Annotated in this window: 18 protein-coding genes; 14 read left to right on the plus strand and 4 right to left on the minus strand. The window is 55.6% G+C overall.

The window, feature by feature from the left end:
- The 6 genes from G512_RS0119330 to G512_RS0119355 all read left to right on the plus strand — a co-directional run.
- Positions 1–326, plus strand: a 326-nt coding sequence (locus G512_RS0119330; protein ID WP_155943672.1) for a transposase, incomplete at its 5' end; no start/stop codon positions are given.
- 852 nt (positions 327–1178) lie between these two features.
- On the plus strand, positions 1179–2447 hold the full coding sequence (locus G512_RS0119335) for an imelysin family protein (RefSeq protein WP_028483126.1): 1269 nt from the start codon (positions 1179–1181) through the stop codon (positions 2445–2447).
- 93 nt (positions 2448–2540) lie between these two features.
- Entirely contained in the window at positions 2541–4085 is a 1545-nt protein-coding gene (locus G512_RS0119340; RefSeq protein WP_028483127.1) for a di-heme oxidoreductase family protein, read from the plus strand.
- The gene (locus G512_RS0119345; protein ID WP_028483128.1) at positions 4085–5185 is read left to right on the plus strand and encodes an imelysin family protein; all 1101 of its coding nucleotides are present in this window, start codon (positions 4085–4087) and stop codon (positions 5183–5185) included. Before G512_RS0119340 ends, G512_RS0119345 begins: the two co-directional genes overlap by 1 nt.
- Positions 5166–6329, plus strand: a complete 1164-nt coding sequence (locus G512_RS0119350; protein ID WP_143181398.1) for a DUF1513 domain-containing protein — start codon at positions 5166–5168, stop codon at positions 6327–6329. The genes G512_RS0119345 and G512_RS0119350 overlap by 20 nt, the downstream gene beginning before the upstream one ends.
- Positions 6330–6397: 68 nt before the next feature.
- Positions 6398–6868 (plus strand): pyridoxamine 5'-phosphate oxidase family protein, encoded by a 471-nt coding sequence (locus G512_RS0119355; protein WP_028483130.1) that lies wholly within the window; start codon positions 6398–6400, stop codon positions 6866–6868.
- Between the two features lie 2 nt (positions 6869–6870).
- On the opposite strand, the gene G512_RS0119360 is transcribed toward G512_RS0119355, so the two are convergent.
- The 3 genes from G512_RS0119360 to G512_RS0119370 form a co-directional block, all read right to left on the minus strand.
- Positions 6871–7494 carry a LysE family translocator gene (locus G512_RS0119360; protein WP_028483131.1) on the minus strand — a complete coding sequence of 208 codons (624 nt, stop codon included), beginning with the start codon at positions 7492–7494 and terminating at the stop codon, positions 6871–6873.
- Positions 7495–7578: 84 nt separating this feature from the next.
- On the minus strand, positions 7579–8322 hold the full coding sequence (locus G512_RS0119365) for a 6-phosphogluconolactonase (protein WP_028483132.1): 744 nt from the start codon (positions 8320–8322) through the stop codon (positions 7579–7581).
- Positions 8323–8463: 141 nt separating this feature from the next.
- Positions 8464–12126, minus strand: coding sequence for an autotransporter domain-containing protein (locus tag G512_RS0119370; protein ID WP_028483133.1), 3663 nt, complete (start codon positions 12124–12126; stop codon positions 8464–8466).
- A 453-nt stretch (positions 12127–12579) separates the two neighbouring features.
- On the opposite strand from G512_RS0119370, the gene G512_RS0119380 reads away from it, so the two are divergent.
- The 8 genes from G512_RS0119380 (at position 12580) to G512_RS0119420 (ending at position 19278) form a co-directional block, all read left to right on the plus strand.
- Positions 12580–13266, plus strand: a complete 687-nt coding sequence (locus G512_RS0119380) for an MOSC domain-containing protein (protein WP_028483135.1) — start codon at positions 12580–12582, stop codon at positions 13264–13266.
- 239 nt (positions 13267–13505) lie between these two features.
- Entirely contained in the window at positions 13506–14825 is a 1320-nt protein-coding gene (locus G512_RS0119385; protein WP_028483136.1) for an MFS transporter, read from the plus strand.
- A 129-nt stretch (positions 14826–14954) separates the two neighbouring features.
- Positions 14955–15395, plus strand: a complete 441-nt coding sequence (locus G512_RS0119390) for a Dps family protein (RefSeq protein ID WP_036490403.1) — start codon at positions 14955–14957, stop codon at positions 15393–15395.
- A 291-nt stretch (positions 15396–15686) separates the two neighbouring features.
- Positions 15687–16310 carry a class I SAM-dependent DNA methyltransferase gene (locus G512_RS0119395; protein WP_028483138.1) on the plus strand — a complete coding sequence of 208 codons (624 nt, stop codon included), beginning with the start codon at positions 15687–15689 and terminating at the stop codon, positions 16308–16310.
- 128 nt (positions 16311–16438) lie between these two features.
- Positions 16439–16993, plus strand: coding sequence for an isopentenyl-diphosphate Delta-isomerase (idi, locus tag G512_RS0119400; protein ID WP_028483139.1), 555 nt, complete (start codon positions 16439–16441; stop codon positions 16991–16993).
- Positions 16994–17073: 80 nt separating this feature from the next.
- Positions 17074–17427, plus strand: coding sequence for a hypothetical protein (locus G512_RS0119405; protein WP_028483140.1), 354 nt, complete (start codon positions 17074–17076; stop codon positions 17425–17427).
- A 59-nt stretch (positions 17428–17486) separates the two neighbouring features.
- Positions 17487–17945: a DUF411 domain-containing protein gene (locus G512_RS0119410; protein WP_028483141.1), complete on the plus strand. Its 459-nt coding sequence runs from the start codon at positions 17487–17489 to the stop codon at positions 17943–17945.
- Between the two features lie 418 nt (positions 17946–18363).
- A complete protein-coding gene (locus tag G512_RS0119420; protein WP_028483142.1) occupies positions 18364–19278 on the plus strand; it encodes a DMT family transporter in 915 nt (304 codons plus the stop codon).
- 47 nt (positions 19279–19325) lie between these two features.
- Here G512_RS0119420 and G512_RS0119425 read toward each other — a convergent pair whose 3' ends face one another.
- On the minus strand, positions 19326–19955 hold the full coding sequence (locus G512_RS0119425; RefSeq protein ID WP_028483143.1) for a LysE family translocator: 630 nt from the start codon (positions 19953–19955) through the stop codon (positions 19326–19328).
- Positions 19956–20065 lie beyond the last annotated feature (110 nt).

Raw genomic sequence — 20065 nt, forward strand, 5'->3', positions numbered from 1 at the left:
GCGCCGTTCCCGCCCTACTGGATATGCCTTTCCGCAAACCTCGGCTGTTCCTGGCTGACAAGGGATACGATGGCGATGCAGTGCGCCAAAGCCTGCTGCTGGCTGGCATCAGCCCTGTCATTCCGCCAAAGTCAAACCGCAGGGAACCGATACCTTGCGACTTCCGGGCCTACAAGGACAGGAACCGGATCGAGCGCATGTTCAACAAGGTCAAACAGTTCCGCAGGATCGCTACACGATACGATAAAACCAAAGCGTCCTTCGAAGCTTTCCTCAATCTCGCGGCTGCACGTCTCTGGCTACGAAACTTTGTCAACAGAGCCTAAGACTGCCCCGGGAATGTAGGCCAACGTTTTTTCGAAAGTCATTCAAGCTAAACTGTCGTCAAATTATTGAGGATACGTGCGACCAGTGTTTTCTATTTCCTGTAGTAGCTGGATGCACGCGACAGTAATCTCGGCCCCCGAACCGGGATCCAGTTCGGCCTTTCCAACACACCAGTGCTCGCGGTTCTGGATACCGGATCTACGCCTCGCTGCGCTCAGCTTGTCCGGTATGACATCAGGGGGTGAGTTGAGTGCAGAAGGTCTCACCAACGCTTGGTCTCCGGCACCTCTACAGTAAGAGCCTGCGAGACGAGAAAACCTCTCCCGTTGCTCGTTCTACCTTACTCTCTGCTCTTGCACCGCGCTTCCCCCCAACACGAATGTCATCCCGGCACCCGAGCCGGGATCCAGTCGGGCCTTTCCCACCCGCCAGTACACACGGTTCTGGATACCGGATGCGCGCTTTCGCTTCTCCGGTATGATGCCAAGCAAAAAGCCCCCTTGCGCGGTGTGGGAAGGATAGGTCCGCGGATTACTTAACGTTCGCGCAACCACGCTCAGAATCAAAACTTAACTCTTACAATCAAGTTATCCACTGGCACGCCTTAATTGCGAATGAGAATAATTCTCATGTTTTCAACGGCTTGCAGCCTTCTTTTTTCTTATAATATTTCTAATGTATTGAAATATCGAAGGTTTTGTTGACTTGCACCAAATGTCGCAGGAATAGTGCCTACAGAATTCTACGCTATTGCGACTTATTCGCAGGCTTTTACCCAATGCATTTTGACGAAAAGCCTCCGAATTTGCGCAGACTTTGAACCGACCAGCGCTAGACATAAGGGAACCTCGATGCGTCTGATCAAGTCCGCACTACTCACAGCCTCTGCACTCGTCATGGCCGGCACAGCTGCCAACGCCGCCACCAAGGCCGAAGCTCTCGACAACTACGGTGACATCGCCCTGGCAATTTACGAGGACTCCCTCGCCAGCGCGAAAGATCTCAAAAAGGCGATTGACGCGCTGGTCGCGAACCCCTCCGAGGAAACGCTTGCCGCTGCCCGCCAGGCCTGGTTGCAATCGCGCAATCCCTACCAGCAAAGCGAAGTCTATCGTTTCGGCAACGCCATCGTTGACGATTGGGAAGGCAAGGTAAACGCATGGCCGCTGGATGAAGGCATGATTGACTACACCGATGCCGGCTACGGCACCGAGTCCGAAGCCAATCCGTACTATGCAGCCAATGTGATCGCCAATCCGACCTTCACTGCAGGCGGAGAAGAGATTGACGCCACCACCATCACCGCTGAGTTGCTGGCCGATCAATTGCAAGAAGCTGGCGAAGTGGAAGCCAACGTGGCAACAGGCTACCATGCCATCGAGTTTCTTCTGTGGGGTCAGGACCTTAACGGAACGAACGCGGGCGCTGGCACCCGCCCTGCAACCGACTTTGACACCGAAAACTGCAGTGGCGGCAACTGTGACCGGCGTGTTGAGTACCTTCAGGCCGTTACCGACCTCTTGATCTCCGATCTTGAGGACATGGTTGCCAACTGGAAAGATGGCGGCGATGCGCGCAAGGAACTGGCGGACAAGGGTGAAGACGGCGGCGTTGCCACCATTCTCACCGGCATGGGCTCTCTGTCCTACGGCGAGTTGGCAGGGGAACGCATGAAACTCGGCCTGATGCTGAACGACCCGGAAGAAGAGCACGACTGTTTTTCCGATAACACGCACAACTCCCACTACTACGACGTGGTAGGCATCAACAACGTCTTCCACGGCACCTATACCCGCCTTGACGGCAGCAAAGTGGAAGGGGCATCCCTCAAGGAGTTGATTGCCGAGAAGGATCCAGCGGTTGCGGCCGAGCTGGAAGAAAAGCTGCAGGCATCTCTGGCAGCCTTTGAAGCCCTGAAGACACGCGCCGAAACCGTTGAAGCCTATGACCAGATGATTGGCGAAGGAAACGACGAAGGAAACGCCGTGGTTCAGGCAGCCATTGATGCGCTGATTGACCAGACAGCGTCTATCCAACGCGCCGTTCAAACGCTTGAGCTGGAGCAGATCGCCTTTGAAGGTTCGGATTCGCTGGATAATCCATCCGCTGTATTCGAATAGGATGACCGCACCCCGGCCAGATTGGCCGGGGTGCCCGCACTGCCTGCCTCATTTTGTGTTCAGTTCAATAATTCAAAAAATTAAGGCCCCGTTATGCCAAAGATCGGTCAAGCCGCGCTCACTGCAAAAGCCGCGTTAGCCATCACCGTATCTCTCAATGTTTTTCTCAGCGCCCCCGCCGGCGCTGAACCTGCTTTCGGCCATCGAACCGACCTTTCTGCAAAGGACCGTGCCCGCATAGAGGCGGTGCTGCAGCCGGCAACAGACTTTTCCAAACCGGAAAAATATGAGCGCATGCAGGGCGGCGCAGGCACCTCCCGCAAGCGCATCAATCAGGACTCATTTTCCCACCCGACCCAGAACTTGAGCTTTGAAGAAGAGCAGGAGTTCAAGGTTGGCAATGGCCTCTTCAAGAAGCTGTGGGTCTCGTCCCCCTCCTCCACGCAAGCCTCCGATGGCTTGGGCCCGCTTTACAATGCCCGCTCCTGTCAGGGCTGCCACCTGAAGGACGGTCGGGGACGGCCTCCCGAGCCCGGTGAGCGTGCCGTGTCCATGTTCCTGCGCCTTTCCATCAAGCCGCAGACAGAAGAGCAAAAAGCACTGCTTGAAAGCGGGAAGGCACCGGTCATTCCCCACCCCGTGTATGGTGGACAGCTGCAATCCTTTGCCGTGCCCGGTCTGGCTGGTGAAGGCGAAATGAAGATCACCTACGAAGAAGTGCCGGTTGAGCTCGCCGACGGATCGGTGGTCTCCCTGCGCAAACCGACATATTCCATCGACAATCCCGGATACGGGCCATTGGGTGAAGACACCTTGATCTCACCGCGTGTGGCACCTCCCATGATCGGGCTTGGATTGCTCGAACAAGTGCATGAAGGCGACATTCTGGCCAACGCGGACCCGGAGGATACGGACGGCGACGGCATTTCCGGTCGCCCCGCCTGGGTGTATGACGCAGACAATGACACCAAGGTTCTCGGCCGTTTTGGCTGGAAAGGAGCCAACCCCACTGTGCGGGCGCAGGCAGCAGGTGCATTCAGCGGCGATGTGGGCATTTCAACACCGGACAAAACAAACCCTTATGGCGATTGTACTGAGGCTCAAGAGGCCTGTTACGCGCAGCCAAACGGCGTTCAACCACGCTTTGGCGATACGGAGGCGCCGGATCCGGTATTGGACCTTGTTACGTTCTATTCCGAAAACCTGGCGGTTCCGGCCCGTCGCAATGTGGATGACCCGCAGGTCTTGCGCGGCAAGGAGCTTTTCTACGCAGCTGGTTGCACCAGTTGCCACACGCCCAAATATGTGACCCGGCGTGACGCCCCCACAAAGGCGCATCAGTTCCAGCTCATCTGGCCGTATACCGACATGTTGCTGCACGATATGGGTGAAGGCTTGGCCGATGATCGCCCCTTTGGCGAGGCCAATGGCCGCGAATGGAAAACCCCACCACTATGGGGCATCGGGCTCACTAAAACCGTCAACGATCATACCTATTTTTTGCATGACGGCCGCGCACGAAACCTGCTGGAAGCAGTGCTGTGGCATGGCGGTGAAGCAGAGACAGCCAAGCAAGCCGTTGTTGCCATGGAACAGTCCGACCGCGAAGCCCTGATCAAGTTCCTGGAGTCGCTGTAATGCGCATGCATCTGAAAATACTCGGCTTAGCCGTCGGACTATCGCTCACCACCTGCTTTTCGGCGGGCGCGCAACAAACCGCGCCCGATTACAGCCAATTCGCGCCCAAGCTGATTGAAGCGTACATACGTCCGCAAACACAAGCCCTTACCACCACACTCGGCCGTCTGGAAAGCGCCACGGAAAACTTGTGCGCCGGCGAGCCTGAACCTGCAACCAGGCAAGCGTTCGAAGCTGCCATGTCCGACAGCGTGGCCCAACTGGCCCGAGTAGACTTCCTCAGGTTCGGCCCATTGGCTGAAGAAAACCGGGCGCAGCGTCTCGCCTTCTTGCCAGATCGCCGGCGTGTCATTCCGCGCCAGTTGCGCAAGATCATGGCTGAGCAGGACGAAAGCGTGACCACAGCCGCATCGCTTGCCGGCAAAAGCGTCGCGCTCCAAGGGCTGAACACGCTGGAATATTTCGCCTTCACTTCCGATGGCACCCTGACATTAGGAAGCGGTGAACAGCGCGATTTCGAATGCGCCTACGCCGTGGCCTTGACCAGAAACCTTGTCGCTACCTCTCGAGAGCTGGAGGCAGCATGGGCGGACCCGGATGGCTTTACTTCAGTCATTACACAGCCCACGCCGGAACACGCCTTGGTGCAGACCCACAAGGAAGCCGCAGAACTGACTTTCAACGCGATGGTCACTGGGCTTGTTCTGATCAAGGACCAGATCCTGCTACCTGTCATTGGAACTTCCGTGAAAAAGGCCAAGCCGTATCGCGCGCCCTTCTCGCGCAGTCGCAATGGCGCCGCCTATATGAATGCCTCCCTCAGTGGAATTGAGGAAGCACTGACCCGAGGTGGATTTTTGGCCGCTCTGCCAGAAGAAGGGAACTGGGTGCCCGGCAGCCTCCAGTTCGAGTTTGGCAATGCCCGCAAAGCGCTGGACGAGTTGCCCGGCCCCATTCGCGCGATTGGCAAAACCGAGCAAGGCCGAGACAAGCTGATTTATCTGGCCCTCGTTATTGATGGCCTGAAAGATACTATGGGCGGAAATCTGGCGGGCTATCTGGCACTGAGTGGAGGCTTCAATGCGCTGGATGGAGACTAAGGGCACACCCGTCACCCGGCGCAGTCTGCTGCAGGGATTGGCGGGCCTTGCGGTTATGAGTGCACTGCCCGGCAGCAATGCGTTCGCGAACGCAGAAAATACGCGTTTATTTCAAACGAACGCATTCGAGCCTTTGTTTGCGAGCGCCTTTCGCAAACCGAACGGAAGCTATGCCTTTCGTGTTTTGCGTGAAGACGGTTCATCCGTTTTTGAAGCGCCGCTCCCGGACAGAGGTCACTCCGCAGCGTGGCATCGTGAAACCGGCCGTCTCGTGGCCTTTGCCCGCCGTCCCGGAAATTTCGCAATGTATGTCAATGTGTTGACTGGCCACGAACCGCTGATGTTTACAGCGCCAGAGGGCCGGCATTTCTATGGCCACGGCGTCTTTTCTCCAGACGGGCGGCTACTTTATGCGCCCGAGAACGATTGGGAAGCAAAACGCGGTGTGATTGGGCTTTATGATATGACAGGCGCTTCACCGCGGCGCCTTGGCGAAATGGAAACCCATGGTGTTGGCCCCCACGATATTCTCATCTCACCCCAATGCGGATCCCTAGTAGTTGCCAACGGCGGCATTCATACCCGGCCTGATCGAGATCGCGAAAAACTCAATCTGGACAGCATGATCCCCAGTATTGCCTATCTGGATCCGCAGTCCGGCGATCTTTTGGCCCATCATCAGTTGGCCGACGACCTGCACCAGTTATCCCTGCGCCACATGGCGGCGGACGGTCACGGCCAAGTATGGGTTGGCGGGCAATATCAGGGGGACAAAAGCACCTTACCCCCCCTTGTTGCCAGTTTTGAACGAGATCGTGACCCGTGGCTCCATGACCTGCCTGTGGCCCTCAAGGGCCAGCTCAATAATTACGTCGGCAGCGTAACCGCCAGTGGAGATGGGGATGTTGTGGCCACGTCCTGCCCACGCGGGGGTAAAGTCTTGTTCTGGAACGCTAAATCAGGCGATTACATCGGCGTTCAAGAAGTTGCTGATGGGTGCGGCATCGCTCCGATAGATGAAGAATTTTTCCTCATTTCCGATGGGACAGGTGGTCTGCGTTTTGCGCAGGGCAGTGCGGACTATATGGAACTGACTGGTCAGATCGCGGGCGCTTCGTGGGACAACCATCTTATTTCACTTTAATTCGTTGAAACACTTGCAACTTCCCCAGCGGAACGGCAGGCTAGCATGATTGCCGCTGGAGGAGAATTATGCACCTGAACGATGCTGTTCGACTGGATATTGACCGCGCTGTTTTGTGTTGGCTCGCAACGGTTGATCCTGATGGCTACCCAAGCGTCAGCCCGAAAGAACTATTCTGCGCCTATGACAACCAGAGCATTATCATCGCCGATGTTGCCTCGCGCGGCACCATGCGTAACCTGACAACTTATCCCAAGGCGTGCGTGAGCTTTGTCGACATTTTTCGGCAAAAGGGCTTTAAAATCATGGGCCAAGCCACCCTGATTTCCGAGAGTGATGAAAACTTCAAGACCATGGCCCGGCCCTTGGTAGAACGCGCGGGAGGGGCTTACCCTGTAAGGGGCGTCATCCAGATTTCCGCTGAAAAGATCCAGCGCATATGGGCGCCCAGCTTCCATCTGTTCCCAGAGATGAGTGAAGCAGAGCGCATGGCGGACGCCTACAGAACGTATGGTGTGCGTCCTATCGAAAGGGGATAACTTCACCGTTTCATCGCGGCGGTTGCAAGACCCATCGCGATCATGGCACCCCCTCCGGTGCGCGTGAACCATGTCAGAACCGACGGTCGGGTAATACGTTTGCGCAACTGATCGGCCACCAGCGCGTACATCAACGCGTTCACGCCGCCTAAGGTGACAAATGTCGCCACCAACAACGCAAACTGCGGGAATAACGGGAGTTGCGGGTCAATGAACTGCGGCACAAAAGCAATGAAGAAGCCGATGGATTTGGGGTTCAACGCTGTCACGAGCAATGCGTGAAAGAACACGCTGCGTTCTGACTTGCGTTCAGGTGTCGGTATCACCCCAACATTCGTGGTTGGTGCGGTGCGGATCAACTTGAAACCCAGAAAAACCAGATAGATCGCCCCCAGCCACTTCAACACGGTGAAGAGTTCCGCTGACGCCATGACCAACGCCCCCAATCCCGCAAGAGAGGTCGTCATGGCCACAAGATCGCCGACAGCAACTCCAGCTGCCGTTGCAAGCGCAACCCGGCGGCCCTGACTGAGGGCATAACTCATCGTCAGCATGATGCTGGGACCGGGGATAGCCACGAGGACAATTGATGCTGCCACGAAGGCCAGCCAAACCTGCAGTTCCATAAGCGCCTCTCCAAACGTCAGGCCACGATGAAACCTCAAGGCTCTTCCAAAATCAACCCGCTTCAACCCAGGCGGGAGCGGCTATCAGGCCGTTTCAAGAAGTCCAGCCGATTCCGGATCAAGGAAAACAACACAGTTGGGATGTTTCTGCAGGATTGACGCCGGATACTGCGGGTCAACATCACCCGTGAACGCGTTTTTTACGGCAGTTGCCTTCCGTTCATCCGGCACGACACAGATAATCTTTTCCGCCTTCATCATCTGCGAAATGCTCATGGAGATTGCCGTTCGCGGAACCGAGTCCAGATCCGTGTACCAACCTTCCTTGACTTGCTGCACTCGAGAAACATCGTCCAGTTGCACCCCGGTGAAGGGCGCAGCCCCTTCAAAATTGGCGGGTGGCTCATTAAAGGCCAAATGGCAGTTTTCTCCGATCCCGCAGAAGCATAGATCGATTTTCGCTGCCTGAATGCGCTCACTGAGTTTGGTCAGTTCCTCGACAATATCGTCGGCATCTGCGTTGATGGGTACAAACTCCACCCCCGGAGCATGGTCCACAAACCGCTCGCGCAGATATCCTCTGAAGCTGGCGGGGTTATCCTCGCCAACTCCCACATATTCATCCAGATGGTAGGCGGTCACCTTATCCCATGGAACCTCGTTCTCCGGGTCCACCAAACGCTCCAACATGCCCACCTGACTGGTGCCGGTCGCAAGAATGATCGTCGCATGACCGTTACGCTCAATGGCCGATTTGATGGTTTCAATCCCCATCTTTGCGGCCTGCGTGTCGAGAGCTTCTCTGTCGTCGGCAACAATAATCTTCATTCTGGCTCCTCCCAACCCGGCGTCTGCGGCTTCTTGGTTTCTATCAACTGGATCTTAGCATACCCTGCCAAAGACTACCTGTTTTTGCCATGGATAGAAACCAAGAGGTTTCACAGAGCCACCGGGTTGGTGAACAAGCCCTTAGAATTGCAGGCTAAACCGGGCATTTAGGCCGTGGTTCTGGGCATCCGATGCGATCTGACCGGAGTAGGTCACGCCCACGCTGGCGCGATCGCTGAGGGCTGCTGCAAAGCCTGCTTCCACAAGGCCCACATCCTGCGCAATTGGCGTTCCTTCCACGGTGAAGCTGTTGCCGCCGGATGCAAAGCTCTGAGTGAAATCAATGGTTTCCTCAGATGCATGCTGCCAGCCAGCCATGCCGCGTGCGGTGATGGCGGTGTCGCCAAGCATGAAGGTGGACGCAACCCGCAGACCCAGTGTGGTGAACAGCACGTCATCGCTCTGGTCATCTGCTGTCAGAACTGCGTTGCCGCCTTCCTCGGTGAAGCCGTCACTTTCCAGGTTGACATAGGCAAGGCCTGCAAATGGCTCCAGATAAACACCAGAAACATCAAAGCCGTAGCCCAGTTCGCCGAAGGCCTGATAGGTCATGGCATCCTGATCGGAGGTCACGCTGTCGGTAAACGTACCGCCGCCCAAGGACACAGCGCGCTTGCTGTCCATCTGGTGCCAGGTGGCTGCCATGCCGCCGCGCACTTTGAACTGGTCAAACTGCGAGCCGATGTAAGCGCCGATGGTGTAGTTGTCGCTGTCCATGGAAGACTGGCGATCATCCACATCCATGTTGGAGGTGCTGTAGCCGCCCATCACGCCCACGCGGGCGGTGCCAAAGGCAAGCGCGTCCGCGCCGAACATGACGCCGCCGGTTGAGCGGTCCATTTCAGCGGCATTGCCATCTGCATCAGACTGGCCCCAGCTGCCGAAAGCCTGGCTCCACAGCGCAAGGCTGCCGAGTTTTTCGGTGCTCAGGTCAGACCCGACACGGGCGGCATCGCCGGCGGAGGCCTCATAGAGGCGATCGGCAGCCGCTGTGCGGGCAAAGCGGCTGTCTTCAATGAGCGCACCGCGTGCGGAAGCGTTGATTTCGCCGGACAGACTGTCATATGCGGCGGCGGCCTCTGCTTCAGAGGAGGTGCTCATCACAACAGCGTTGTAGACCGCATTGGATGTGTCCATGGAGCCAATAACGGCGCCAACCGCGTTTTGGTTGACCGAGGCATCCGCGATTTCAAAGGTCACGTCGTTGCGTGTCAGCGTCAAAGAGATGTCGTTGCCATCGCCCGATGCATAGTCAAGCGTTTCATCAAGGAACATCAGGTCGTTGATGTCCTTTACCTCAGTAAAAGTGCCGGTGATGGCGTTGGTGCCCTGATTATCAAGGATAATGAACGGACCGGTTGGGGCAACGTCCCACTGGGTGGAGTCGTTTGGCGTCATCACCAGTTCAAGCGAGGTACCGCTGACGTCCACATCACCTGTGACAACCAGTTGATCGGCCTGGGCAAGAGAGGCATCGACGTTACCTTCGACCTCGATTTCCAGCACGCCAGTGCCAGAGTAGTTTCCAGTAATGGTTGTCACGCCAATGGAGTTGCCCGGCGCGATGCGGCCGTTGTTGTTCGTGACATTGCCAATAATGGAGCCATGGCCACCCAGAATACCGGTGCCTTCGACTTCAACGTTACTCTGCAGGCTTGCCGTGTTCTTGTCAGAAGAAGAACCCACAACCAGCTTGCCGTCTCTGACGACTGTCGGGCCACCAACAACGTTATTGGCAGCATCCAGATTAAGAACACCCGCGCCGGTTTTCTCAAGGCTGCCTGTAGTGGTCACTGCGCCAGTGAGCGACAGGGTGTTGCCGGAAACATCCAGTTCTCCGTCCGAGTCATCCAGATCGAAGTTATCCAGCTCGATTGCCTCTGTGCCGGTCGTACGGAAGGTACCCCCATTCAAAGAAATGGCACCGGTACCGAGCTGATTGATGTGAGAGACTGTAAGAACGCCGCCATTGATCAAGGTGCCGCCGGAGTAGGTGTTGGCGCGCGTTAGGGTGATGTCGCCCTCGCCAGACTTGATCAGCTTGCCTTCGCCACTGATGACACGGTAAAAAGTGCCATCATCATTCTGATCAAATTCAAACTCAGCCCCACTCTCAACGTCAACATTGCTTTTCAGGTTCTCAGTGGTACCGACAAGCCGACCTGCTTCAATGGTTACCCCATTAACGTTGATCGTATCAGTAACAGTGAGTGTGCCTGTGCCGCGTTTTGTGACGGTTCCAACACCCAAGATGTCACCATTGAAAGTGCCATCAGTGTTCTGATCGAAACGGATATTGGAGGGGAGTTGTTGCACAAACCGACCCTGCAGGCTGTCGGTATTACCCGCAAGTGTGCCGCCGATAACTGTTGTGCCGCCGGTGTAGGTGTTGGTGCCATCGAGGACGAGAGTCTCAGAACCACTTTTTAGGACTGACCCATCTCCCGACAGGTTCCCAGTGTGAGTGCCCAAAGTTTCCTGAAAAAACCTCAGTTCAGCCTCGTCTGCGATCGCAACATCACCCTGCAGGTTGCTTGACTTAACGACAAGCATTCCGCCCTCAATGCGGGTACCCCCGGTATGGGTGTATTGCCCTTCTAGCGTCACCCCGTATGACCCAGTTTTAACCAAGCGGCCTTTACCCGAAACGTTTGCAGTCAACTGGCGGTCAACGTTAGCACCGGATGGAGGGTTCACCTCCAAAGTTGTGCCTTCTTCCAACGAGATATCGCCGACCAAGCTGTTGCCCCCGCCAGACAGGGTCCCTTGTTCAACAACAGTGCCGCCGGTGTAGGTGTTCTCGCCAGTCAGTGTGACAGTGCCGTTCCCGGTTTTGACTAAGCGGCCATCCCCGACGTACCTTACAGAAGAAGTGCCGCTCGTCGCCTGATCAAATGTGAGGGTTGTTCCCGCAGAGGACGAAATATACCCTTGGAGACTGTCAGTCGTGCCTTGCAGGGTACCCTCGTTGAGCCAAGTAATACCCTCATATGAGTTATTGCCGGTCAATATAAGGGTTCCGGCTCCGGTCTTGGTCAGCCCCCCATCGCCAGAAAGGGCGGCTTGGATGCCCACGTCGAAGGCCTGAGTGTCCACAGTCATGCCGTAAGTGGAAAGTGTGAATGTATCGTCCACGTCAAAGCCTGAGATAAAAGAGGCATTGTCTTCAAGTGCTTGTATGGTCCCGCCGTCTACATTTATTGAAACAGTACCGCCCGACTGAGCTTCAAGGTTCTTGCTGCTCAAAACTGCGCCGGATGCGATGGAGATATCGGCCGTGCCGTTGAGATGACCCAACCTCAAGTTACTCCTTGTGGTGAGTTTTCCACCGTTGCTCAGTTCCAGATGACCTGTGTCACGTTGGCCAATGAATGACGAGCTCCGGAACTCGACCTCTGTTCCCACACCATCAATGCTCATGTAGGCTGTTGTTTCAGGGTAAAACGTGTCGGATATCCAAACTTGTCCGAAGCTCGCAGAGGCTCCATTTAAGAACTCTGCGGCGGCATTGTCGCCGCTTACATGGAGCGAGCCCTCTGCTTCAACAGTCCCTCCGTTTACGCTCAGCACAGTTGTCTTAGAATTGTAATTGCCTTCAAGATCGACTCTTCCTCGATCCTGAGCGATCAGTTTACCTGAACTATCAACTGTCAGTGCGGCACCATCGCGCACTATAACATCGTTGTATATCTGCTCATCCGAGATCGTTCGGGACTCATTTGACAGATCCAGATCAGCAGCCATGCCCTTGGTCGTCGGCGCAAAGAGAATTGTTATTGCCGTGGTTGCCAACAAAAAAGGTCGAAGTGAATTTAAAGACTTTGGTGCGCTAGTGCTGCAGCTTTTCATTCTAGGGCCTTCCGAACAATGGCTCAAAAACGAACCAAATGAGAACGATTTGCCCTTTAAATGCCATGGTTGTTTTTTTTGCGCATGATGCAATTGCACTAAGCACACCAGAAACACTACGGAAAACAAAGTTTTATACAGGTTTTTGGGTTACCTTTTATTAACCAGTCAAGTCATCGCAGCAGGCGAAGACCTGTCATCCAGCGAGACGGTTGTATTCGACGCCTAACTTCTTCAAAGACCGAAATTTTCTTTTCTGCGCTTTGTTGAAAATCTTGTACTCCGCTTCAAGCTGTACAACTGAGCGGAGAGAGCGTAGGAACTAGCCACCTTTACCGGAGACTGGCTATGACCCTTTCAGCGCGCATCACCGGCCTTTACGTAGGCAAATCGGAACATCTGTGGCAGGACAAGGCGCCCTCAGCGATACGCAAAAAGTATCAGGAAGGGCCGCTGGAGTTGAACGAACTCGGTTTTCTAGAGGATGAGCAAGCGGATCTTAAAGTCCACGGCGGGCCGGAAAAGGCCGTTCATCATTACGCTTCAGAGCATTATGCAACCTGGGCCAGCGAGTATCCCGAGCAGGCGCACCTTTTCAAGCCTGGCGCCGTGGGTGAAAACATAGCTACAGAGGGCTTGACGGAACGCAACCTCTGCCTTGGTGACGTTTTTACTTTCGGCACCGCCAGGATTCAGATTTGCCAAGGCCGCCAGCCTTGCTGGAAGCTGGTGTCTCACACTGGCATCTCATCTCTTGCCATGCGGTTTCAAAAAACGGGCTTTACCGGCTGGTACTATCGGGTTCTTGAGGACGGGCGCGTAAGCGTTGGCGACACCATGACGCTTCTCGTACGCCCCCACGAGGACCTGGTGCTCGCGGATGTCATCGCCGCCCGGTTCAACCCACGTCTTGACCCAGCCTTGGCACAAAAACTGGCGGATACCCCTGAACTTTCAGGGAATTGGCGTAAGGCTTTTCTTAAAAAGACCCAAGCAGGATACACGGAGAACACAGATAAACGCTTGAAGGGCTGAAACCACCAGTCAAAGCTTTAAGCAGCTTTCCTGACTTCAACCCGAGGCGAAAACTCCCATATCAGCAGTGTTCATTCCTCCTGAACAGGCTTGCCCGCACGCTCCTCCCCTTGGCGGGCAAGCCGCTCTCTTCCAGACGCTCTTGAACCATTGGACCATTTCGATGGCCCCCGCCTTCGCTATGCTGATCCCGTCGTGAACCTTCACAATCAGCCCGCACCCGATGGTTTTTCATGCAACTGCTGACACCGCTTACCGACCGCCGCTATCGCCACCTGTTTGCCGCCCAGGTGATCGCGCTATTTGGTACGGGGTTGGCCACGGTTGCCCTGTCGCTGCTTGCGTTTGATCTTGCTGGCGATGAAGCTGGGCGGGTTTTGGGCACCGCCTTTACCATCAAGATGGTTGCTTATGTCTGCCTTGCACCGCTGACAGCCGCGATAACGGAGCGGCTTCCGCCACGAGCGGTTTTGGTTGTGCTGGATCTGATACGCGCCAGTGTGGCGCTCCTGTTGCCGTTCATCTCAGAAGTCTGCCACATCTATGTGCTGATCTTTGCCCTTCAAGCGGCATCCGCTGCATTTACACCAACTTTTCAGGCCACGATCCCTGAGGTTTTGCCGGAAGAAAAAGCCTACACCAACGCGCTGTCTCTTTCCCGTCTGGCCTATGATCTGGAGAACCTGCTGACCCCAACAGTCGCCGCTGCGGTGCTGCTGGTTGCGAGCTATCAGAGCCTGTTCATTGGCACCACACTTGGATTTTTGGCCTCGGCACTGCTCGTCTTGACCGTAGTTCTGCCCTCTCCGAAACCCAGCGGCTCAGCGCCGTTCCGCAAACGTTTGACATCAGGCTTGACCATCTATCTGCGCACACCACGCCTGCGGGGCATGTTGGCCGTGTACTTGAGCGTAGCCTCGGGCGGAGCCATGGTGATCATCAACACGGTCGTGCTGGTTCAGGGCACCTATGGTCTGGCACCCAATGATGTAGCGATCGCCCTCGCCTGTTTTGGGGGAGGCTCAATGGTCGCGGCCCTTGGGTTGCCTGCTGTTCTGGAACGCATACCGGACCGTACGGTCATGCAAGCAGGGGCAGCACTCATGGCAGTCACCATGACTGTGGCCACTCTGGTTTCCGGGTATGACCTGTTGCTGGGCCTTTGGACCATCATGGGGTTGGGATATGGCGCAGCGCAAACACCAGCCGGGCGGGTTCTCAAGCGCTCGGCGCACGCGGCGGACCGACCGGCCTTGTTTGCAGCCCAGTTTGCGCTCAGCCACGCCTGTTGGTTGCTGACCTACCCGCTGGCAGGCTGGCTTGGGGTTGCTTTGGGTCTTCCAATTACCTTTGCCATCCTTGGCACACTGTGCTGGGTCGGTTTTGGCCTCTCCATTGTCCTTTGGCCACGCCTTGATGAAGAAATCATTGAGCACAGCCACCCGGAACTCGCCCCAGACGACCCGCACCTGGCGGAGGGCGACCATCCTCATGGGCACACACATACCCATGTTTTCGTTATTGATGACCGCCACCCTCACTGGCCGCACCGGTTATAGCAGGGGTGGCCATTCAGGCTGTACCCCCCGCCACTCTCCGACGCGTTATGAACCTATGTAAAATAACGAATTAGCGTTGCCGCTTAGGACACTTACATTGGAAGCGCAGCGCTTAAACGGAGATTCTCTATGGAAAAGAATAGCTTGGAAGCCCAACTGGGCGACGCCCTGAAGATTATCTACGGCATTTATTACAAGACACAGAATTACCACTGGAACGTGGAAGGTCCCAACTTCATTTCACTGCATCAGCTGTTTGAAGAACAATACGATGCCCTGAAAGACCAGATTGACGATTTGGCTGAACTTATCCGCGGGCTGGATCAGAAAGTCACCTTCTCTTTGAAAGACATTGCCGAAGCTGATGCAATTGGTCCAGTGAAGGTAGAGGCCAGCGCTCAGGAAATGCTGAATGACCTGGTCGCCGACTATACCGTTGCGGAAAAAGCCTTTGCCGCAATCGTGGAAGCAGCAGCAGAGCGGAATGACGAAGTGGTGACGGGCTTTGCCTCCGAGGCGTTGACCGCCTATCGCAAAACCAAGTGGATGCTCAAAAGCTCAGCAGCTTAACAGCACCCATTCACGCAGATACAACCCACGCGCGGGTTCAAGTTCAGGCCCTCACCCGGCAAGGATGAGGGCCTTTTTATTGCAGTCTTAACGGTGTCACGATCGCTTAGTTGAACGTTTTCATGAACACCCATCATGTGGAGAAAAAAGTTTCCACCTCAAATCATCTTGAATTCACAATAACTTATAAATGAATGTGGCGGAATAACAGAAGGAATTCCCCTCCGAAATTTTGCTGTGTTGCCAAGATTTATTTAGGGTCTTCTCATTCAAGCTAAAGGAGAACACGTCATGGAGCCAAATCATCCGCTCTTGAAACGCGCCTATGAGCTTGCGGGAGACCGCGAAGAAATTCGCCAACTCTATGCCGATTGGGCCGGCACTTATGAGGCGGACACACTGGACGGCATGGGCTATGTGGGCCCGGCAGTCGCAGCAGAAGCGTTAGCAAAGGCACTGCCAAAAACCGGCCGCGTGCTGGATGCGGGCTGCGGTACCGGCCTTGCAGGCCTGGAACTGGCCAAACACAGCGCTGTGCAAATCGACGGCGTTGATCTGAGCGCTGAAATGCTCAAAAAGGCCGCTGAAAAGAATGTCTATACCAGCTTAGGTGAAGCGGACCTGACACGCCCGCTCGACATGCCCGAAAACAGCTACGACGGCGTCATCAGCGTGGGTGTCTTCACACTGGGCCACGTCCCCCCGCAATCGCTGGAGCATCTGGCACGCGTGGCCAAACCCGGTGCGCCCATGGTTGTAACTGTTCACGAGGGCGTGTGGGATAAAGAGGCTTATCCAACACAGTTGGCGCGTTTGAAGGAAGCCGGTGTTATCCGCGGTTACACGGTGGACAAGGCCTTCTATCACGAGAAGGAAAACTACACCTGCAAACTGTGCGTGCTGGAAGCCGCCTGACGGCCAACCTGTTGCGGGGCCGCGGGTTTTACCAAGCTCGGCGCCAAATGGTGAAGGGAGTTGCCATCAAACCTCGTTCCGTGGTTTAGCTGTAACCCACCACTGTTTATCCGCCGGAAAGGACCCGCATGCCCCCTGACACCCTGCCTGATGACAAGGAAACCGTTATCCTCGTCAACAGTCGTGACGAAGCGCTTGGCACTGCGGGGAAGCTTGCAGTCCATCGCGACGGACGCCTGCACAGAGCCATCTCCGTTTTCGCGTTCAATTCTGCTGGAGAGCTACTTATCCAACAGCGGGCTGCGGATAAGTACCACTCTGCGGGCAAGTGGGCGAACACGGCCTGCGGCCACCCCCGTCCGGATGAGCCGCTGGAAGCAGCAGCCCGGCGCCGACTACGCGCCGAGTTGGGTTTCGACAGCCCCCTCACCTTAGGCTTTCAAACCCTTTACAAGGCCGACTGCGGGAACGGACTGACTGAACACGAACTGGTCCATGTTTTCTTTTGCAAAACGGATCAAACAACAGCGCCGGTTCCTTCTGAAGTGCAAGCGGTGCGGTATGTATCGCTCGATCAGATCCACGCCGACCTCAACTCCAATCGCGACAGCTATGCGGTTTGGTTCCAGTTCTATCTGGACCACCATCTTACCGACCTGCAGAATTGGGCGGCGAAGCTGTAGCCGGACCACGCTTTCAACATGACAAAGATTTAACCCAAAAGCCTTTGAGAAAAGGCCGCGGCCTTGCTAAGTCTTTCGTCATGTTGCGCTGTTTGCTCGCCCTCTTGATGATTGTATTCACCCTGTCGCATGGCTTTGCCGGCGGGCAAGGTATGAGCGCGCACGTCGAGGCAACCTCGGAAACTCACCTCCAGATTGAGCTTGCGCAAGCGGACTCGGCTATGGGTCTTGACGAAGCCGAGGGCGCAATGGCGTGTTGTGACCACTTTGGCACTGATCAAACCGATACGAGCAGTTGTACGGCCCTTTGTGCCTTCCTTCCTGTAGCACCAACGCTGAGGCTCGCTACAGTAACCTTCGCTCACCCGGAAGCTCATGTGCCGCACCTGACCGACCAGAGCCAGAACACCCATTTCCGCCCACCCAACACCTAAGTGCGACCGCTACCAGCGGCTATCAAAATATATATAATTCAAACACTTAGGACTAAATCATGAAAAACGTCTTTAACGGAGCGCTGATCGCTGGCGCTGTTCTCATCTCTGTTGTAGCCCCCTCATCTGCCGAAAACCTCGGCGAGGTACACATCTACAAGTCTGAGTACTGTGGCTGCTGCACAGATTGGGCCGACGCTCTGGCCGAGAAAGGTTACTCCATATCCGTAACCAACACGGAAGAGCTGACCCCCATCAAAAAACAGGCTGGCGTATCGCAGGATCTGATGAGCTGTCATACGGCCACCTTGGCCGGGTACGTACTGGAAGGCCACGTTCCGCTTGCCGCCATTGACAAGCTATTGAAAGAAAAGCCGCAGATTACTGGCCTGTCTGTACCCGGCATGCCTGTGGGATCTCTTGGTATGGGTGAACCGGACGCTACGACGCGGTACACCGTATACGCTTATGGCGGGGATTTGGATAAGCCTATCCCCTTTTTTGAAGTAGGAAACTAAGGCCCGTACCTACCCGCGTGGGTATGCGTTCAAGATGCGTTGGTTTGAATAAAACCAGCGCATTTTGCGTTCACGTGACAAAATCTTTTGCCATCGCTTTTCCAATCACAGATCTGACGAGCGGGCATAAGTTTTGGCAGCTGCCAAGTCACGACTTGGCAGCTGTCGCCGCATCTTCCGTGAAAGGCGCTCAGCAACAAGCCTTGCAGGAAAAAACCCGCCAACGTATGCGACTGGATGTCGCACGCAGAAACGAAAGATCAACTGTTCGTTTCAATCACTGCCCTTGCCTTTATCGTCATCAGAGATTATACGTTTAATCAAAGCAAACAATCTGTGCATGTGGCTAACAAAGCCACACCTCGGCCCCATCGCTCCGCCACACTGCGGAGCTTTTCTTTTATTTACGGACACTTTCATGGTTAGCGCCCTCAGCCCGCGTGTGCTCGGCATTTTCTTTGCCATAGCCGCCACCCTGATATTCTCCATGCAGGACGCCATGACCAAGCAATTGGTCGAAACCCATTCTGTATGGTTCATACTCATGGCCCGCTATTGGGTTCACTTGATCGTTGCCACTGGCTGGGCCGCCTCCACACGCAAGGGATTGGCCGGAACCCTTCGCACCGGCAACCTGAAGCTGCAGATCACGCGCGGGGCGTTGCTGTTCGCCGAAATCTCCTTGATCACGATTTCCTTCAGCTTCCTGGGTCTGGCAGAAGTCACCGCTGTTTTGATGGCGCATCCGCTGATCGCTACGGCCCTTGCCGTATTCATTTTGGGGGAACCTGTTGGATGGCGCCGTGTGACCGCCCTTTTGGTGGGCATGATCGGTCTTTTGATCATCGTTCAACCGGGCGGCGACATTTGGGGCCCCGGCGCGCTGGTGGTCCTGGCTGCTGCAGTGAGCTTTGGCCTTTATCAATTGTTCACCCGGATGGCGAGCGCGCATGATGGCCCCGTCACCCACTTCTTCTATGTCGGCCTCATCGGGACGATCATGAGCACCTATATGGGCCTGCAGCATGTACCAGCGGTAGAAACCATCAACTGGACCTTGTTGTCACTCGTCTGTCTTTCCAGCATGTGTGCCCATTTCAGCCTGATGAAAGCGCTTTCCTTGACAATGGCAAGCGACATCCAGCCTTTCGCTTATTTGCAGCTTGTTTGGGCCATTCCGGTTGGCTTTGTAGTGTTCGGCGACCTACCCACAAGCACCACACTGCTCGGCGCGGTGCTGATCGTGGGTGCAGGATTGTTCACGCTGTTCCGTCAGCGCAAGGTACAGGAACAAGTCGCGACAGACACCGTGAAAGCCCCCAACACCCCCTAGGCCTGAAGCACTCGGAGAGCCGTTCAAGGGTCACGCCGTGAGATATGCTAGCTACGGTTGACCACCGCCAGCGCGCTCCCAATGCCGATGAAGGTTGTGCCGGTGATGCGGTTGAACCAACGCCCCACCCGCGCCTTGCTCAACCACGGAGCAAATGTGTGCGCGGAACCGGCAACCACAAACTCGTAGAGCACCTCAATTGCGGCAAACGTGAGCGCCATCACCATAAACTGCGGCAGAAACGGACTTGCCGGATTCATGAACTGCGGCAGGAAGGCGGCAAAGAAAATGATGACCTTGGGATTGGTGGAAGCACACAGAAAGCCTTGAAAAAACAACTTTCTCGCCGAGACTTCCGGCAAGTCCTGCCCCGCGCCCAACCGAACATAGGGGGATGGAGCAAGCCAGGTTCGCACACCCAGATAGACCAGATAAGCCGCACCAATCCATTTTCCCACCGTGAAAGCCGTGGTTGAAGCTGCCAATAACGCGCCGAGCCCGGCCATGCTGACGGCAACGACGAGAACGAAGCCAAGCGCCCCGCCAACAATAGTCGCAGCACTGCGCCGCAAGCCATAAAGCACCCCATGCGTGAGCGCCAACAAACCGCTCGGCCCTGGGGTGAGTGACAGTCCAACACACGCCGCGGCATATACCAACCACAAGTCAAGCGCCATTCTTCAGCCTCCGCAACCGTCGGGAAAGAGACCGCAGGGTATCAGGTTGCGTTGCCACGACAAGCGCTGAAATAAAATCGGCAGCTCAAACTGTAGGAGCGACGGAGGAG

Source organism: Pseudovibrio exalbescens DSM 16456, from assembly GCF_000422785.1.
Taxonomy (GTDB): Bacteria; Pseudomonadota; Alphaproteobacteria; order Rhizobiales; family Stappiaceae; genus Pseudovibrio; species Pseudovibrio exalbescens.

Bases quoted from the DNA above. Each gene is read 5' to 3' on its own strand.
- G512_RS0119335 (WP_028483126.1), top strand. From the start codon at position 1,179: ATGCGTCTGATCAAGTCCGCACTACTCACAGCCTCTGCACTCGTCATG.
- G512_RS0119340 (WP_028483127.1), top strand. From the start codon at position 2,541: ATGCCAAAGATCGGTCAAGCCGCGCTCACTGCAAAAGCCGCGTTAGCC.
- G512_RS0119345 (WP_028483128.1), top strand. From the start codon at position 4,085: ATGCGCATGCATCTGAAAATACTCGGCTTAGCCGTCGGACTATCGCTC.
- G512_RS0119350 (WP_143181398.1), top strand. From the start codon at position 5,166: ATGCGCTGGATGGAGACTAAGGGCACACCCGTCACCCGGCGCAGTCTG.
- G512_RS0119355 (WP_028483130.1), top strand. From the start codon at position 6,398: ATGCACCTGAACGATGCTGTTCGACTGGATATTGACCGCGCTGTTTTG.
- G512_RS0119360 (WP_028483131.1), bottom strand. From the start codon at position 7,494: ATGGAACTGCAGGTTTGGCTGGCCTTCGTGGCAGCATCAATTGTCCTC.
- G512_RS0119365 (WP_028483132.1), bottom strand. From the start codon at position 8,322: ATGAAGATTATTGTTGCCGACGACAGAGAAGCTCTCGACACGCAGGCC.
- G512_RS0119370 (WP_028483133.1), bottom strand. From the start codon at position 12,126: ATGGCTGCTGATCTGGATCTGTCAAATGAGTCCCGAACGATCTCGGAT.
- G512_RS0119380 (WP_028483135.1), top strand. From the start codon at position 12,580: ATGACCCTTTCAGCGCGCATCACCGGCCTTTACGTAGGCAAATCGGAA.
- G512_RS0119390 (WP_036490403.1), top strand. From the start codon at position 14,955: ATGGAAAAGAATAGCTTGGAAGCCCAACTGGGCGACGCCCTGAAGATT.
- G512_RS0119395 (WP_028483138.1), top strand. From the start codon at position 15,687: ATGGAGCCAAATCATCCGCTCTTGAAACGCGCCTATGAGCTTGCGGGA.
- idi (WP_028483139.1), top strand. From the start codon at position 16,439: ATGCCCCCTGACACCCTGCCTGATGACAAGGAAACCGTTATCCTCGTC.
- G512_RS0119405 (WP_028483140.1), top strand. From the start codon at position 17,074: ATGTTGCGCTGTTTGCTCGCCCTCTTGATGATTGTATTCACCCTGTCG.
- G512_RS0119410 (WP_028483141.1), top strand. From the start codon at position 17,487: ATGAAAAACGTCTTTAACGGAGCGCTGATCGCTGGCGCTGTTCTCATC.
- G512_RS0119420 (WP_028483142.1), top strand. From the start codon at position 18,364: ATGGTTAGCGCCCTCAGCCCGCGTGTGCTCGGCATTTTCTTTGCCATA.
- G512_RS0119425 (WP_028483143.1), bottom strand. From the start codon at position 19,955: ATGGCGCTTGACTTGTGGTTGGTATATGCCGCGGCGTGTGTTGGACTG.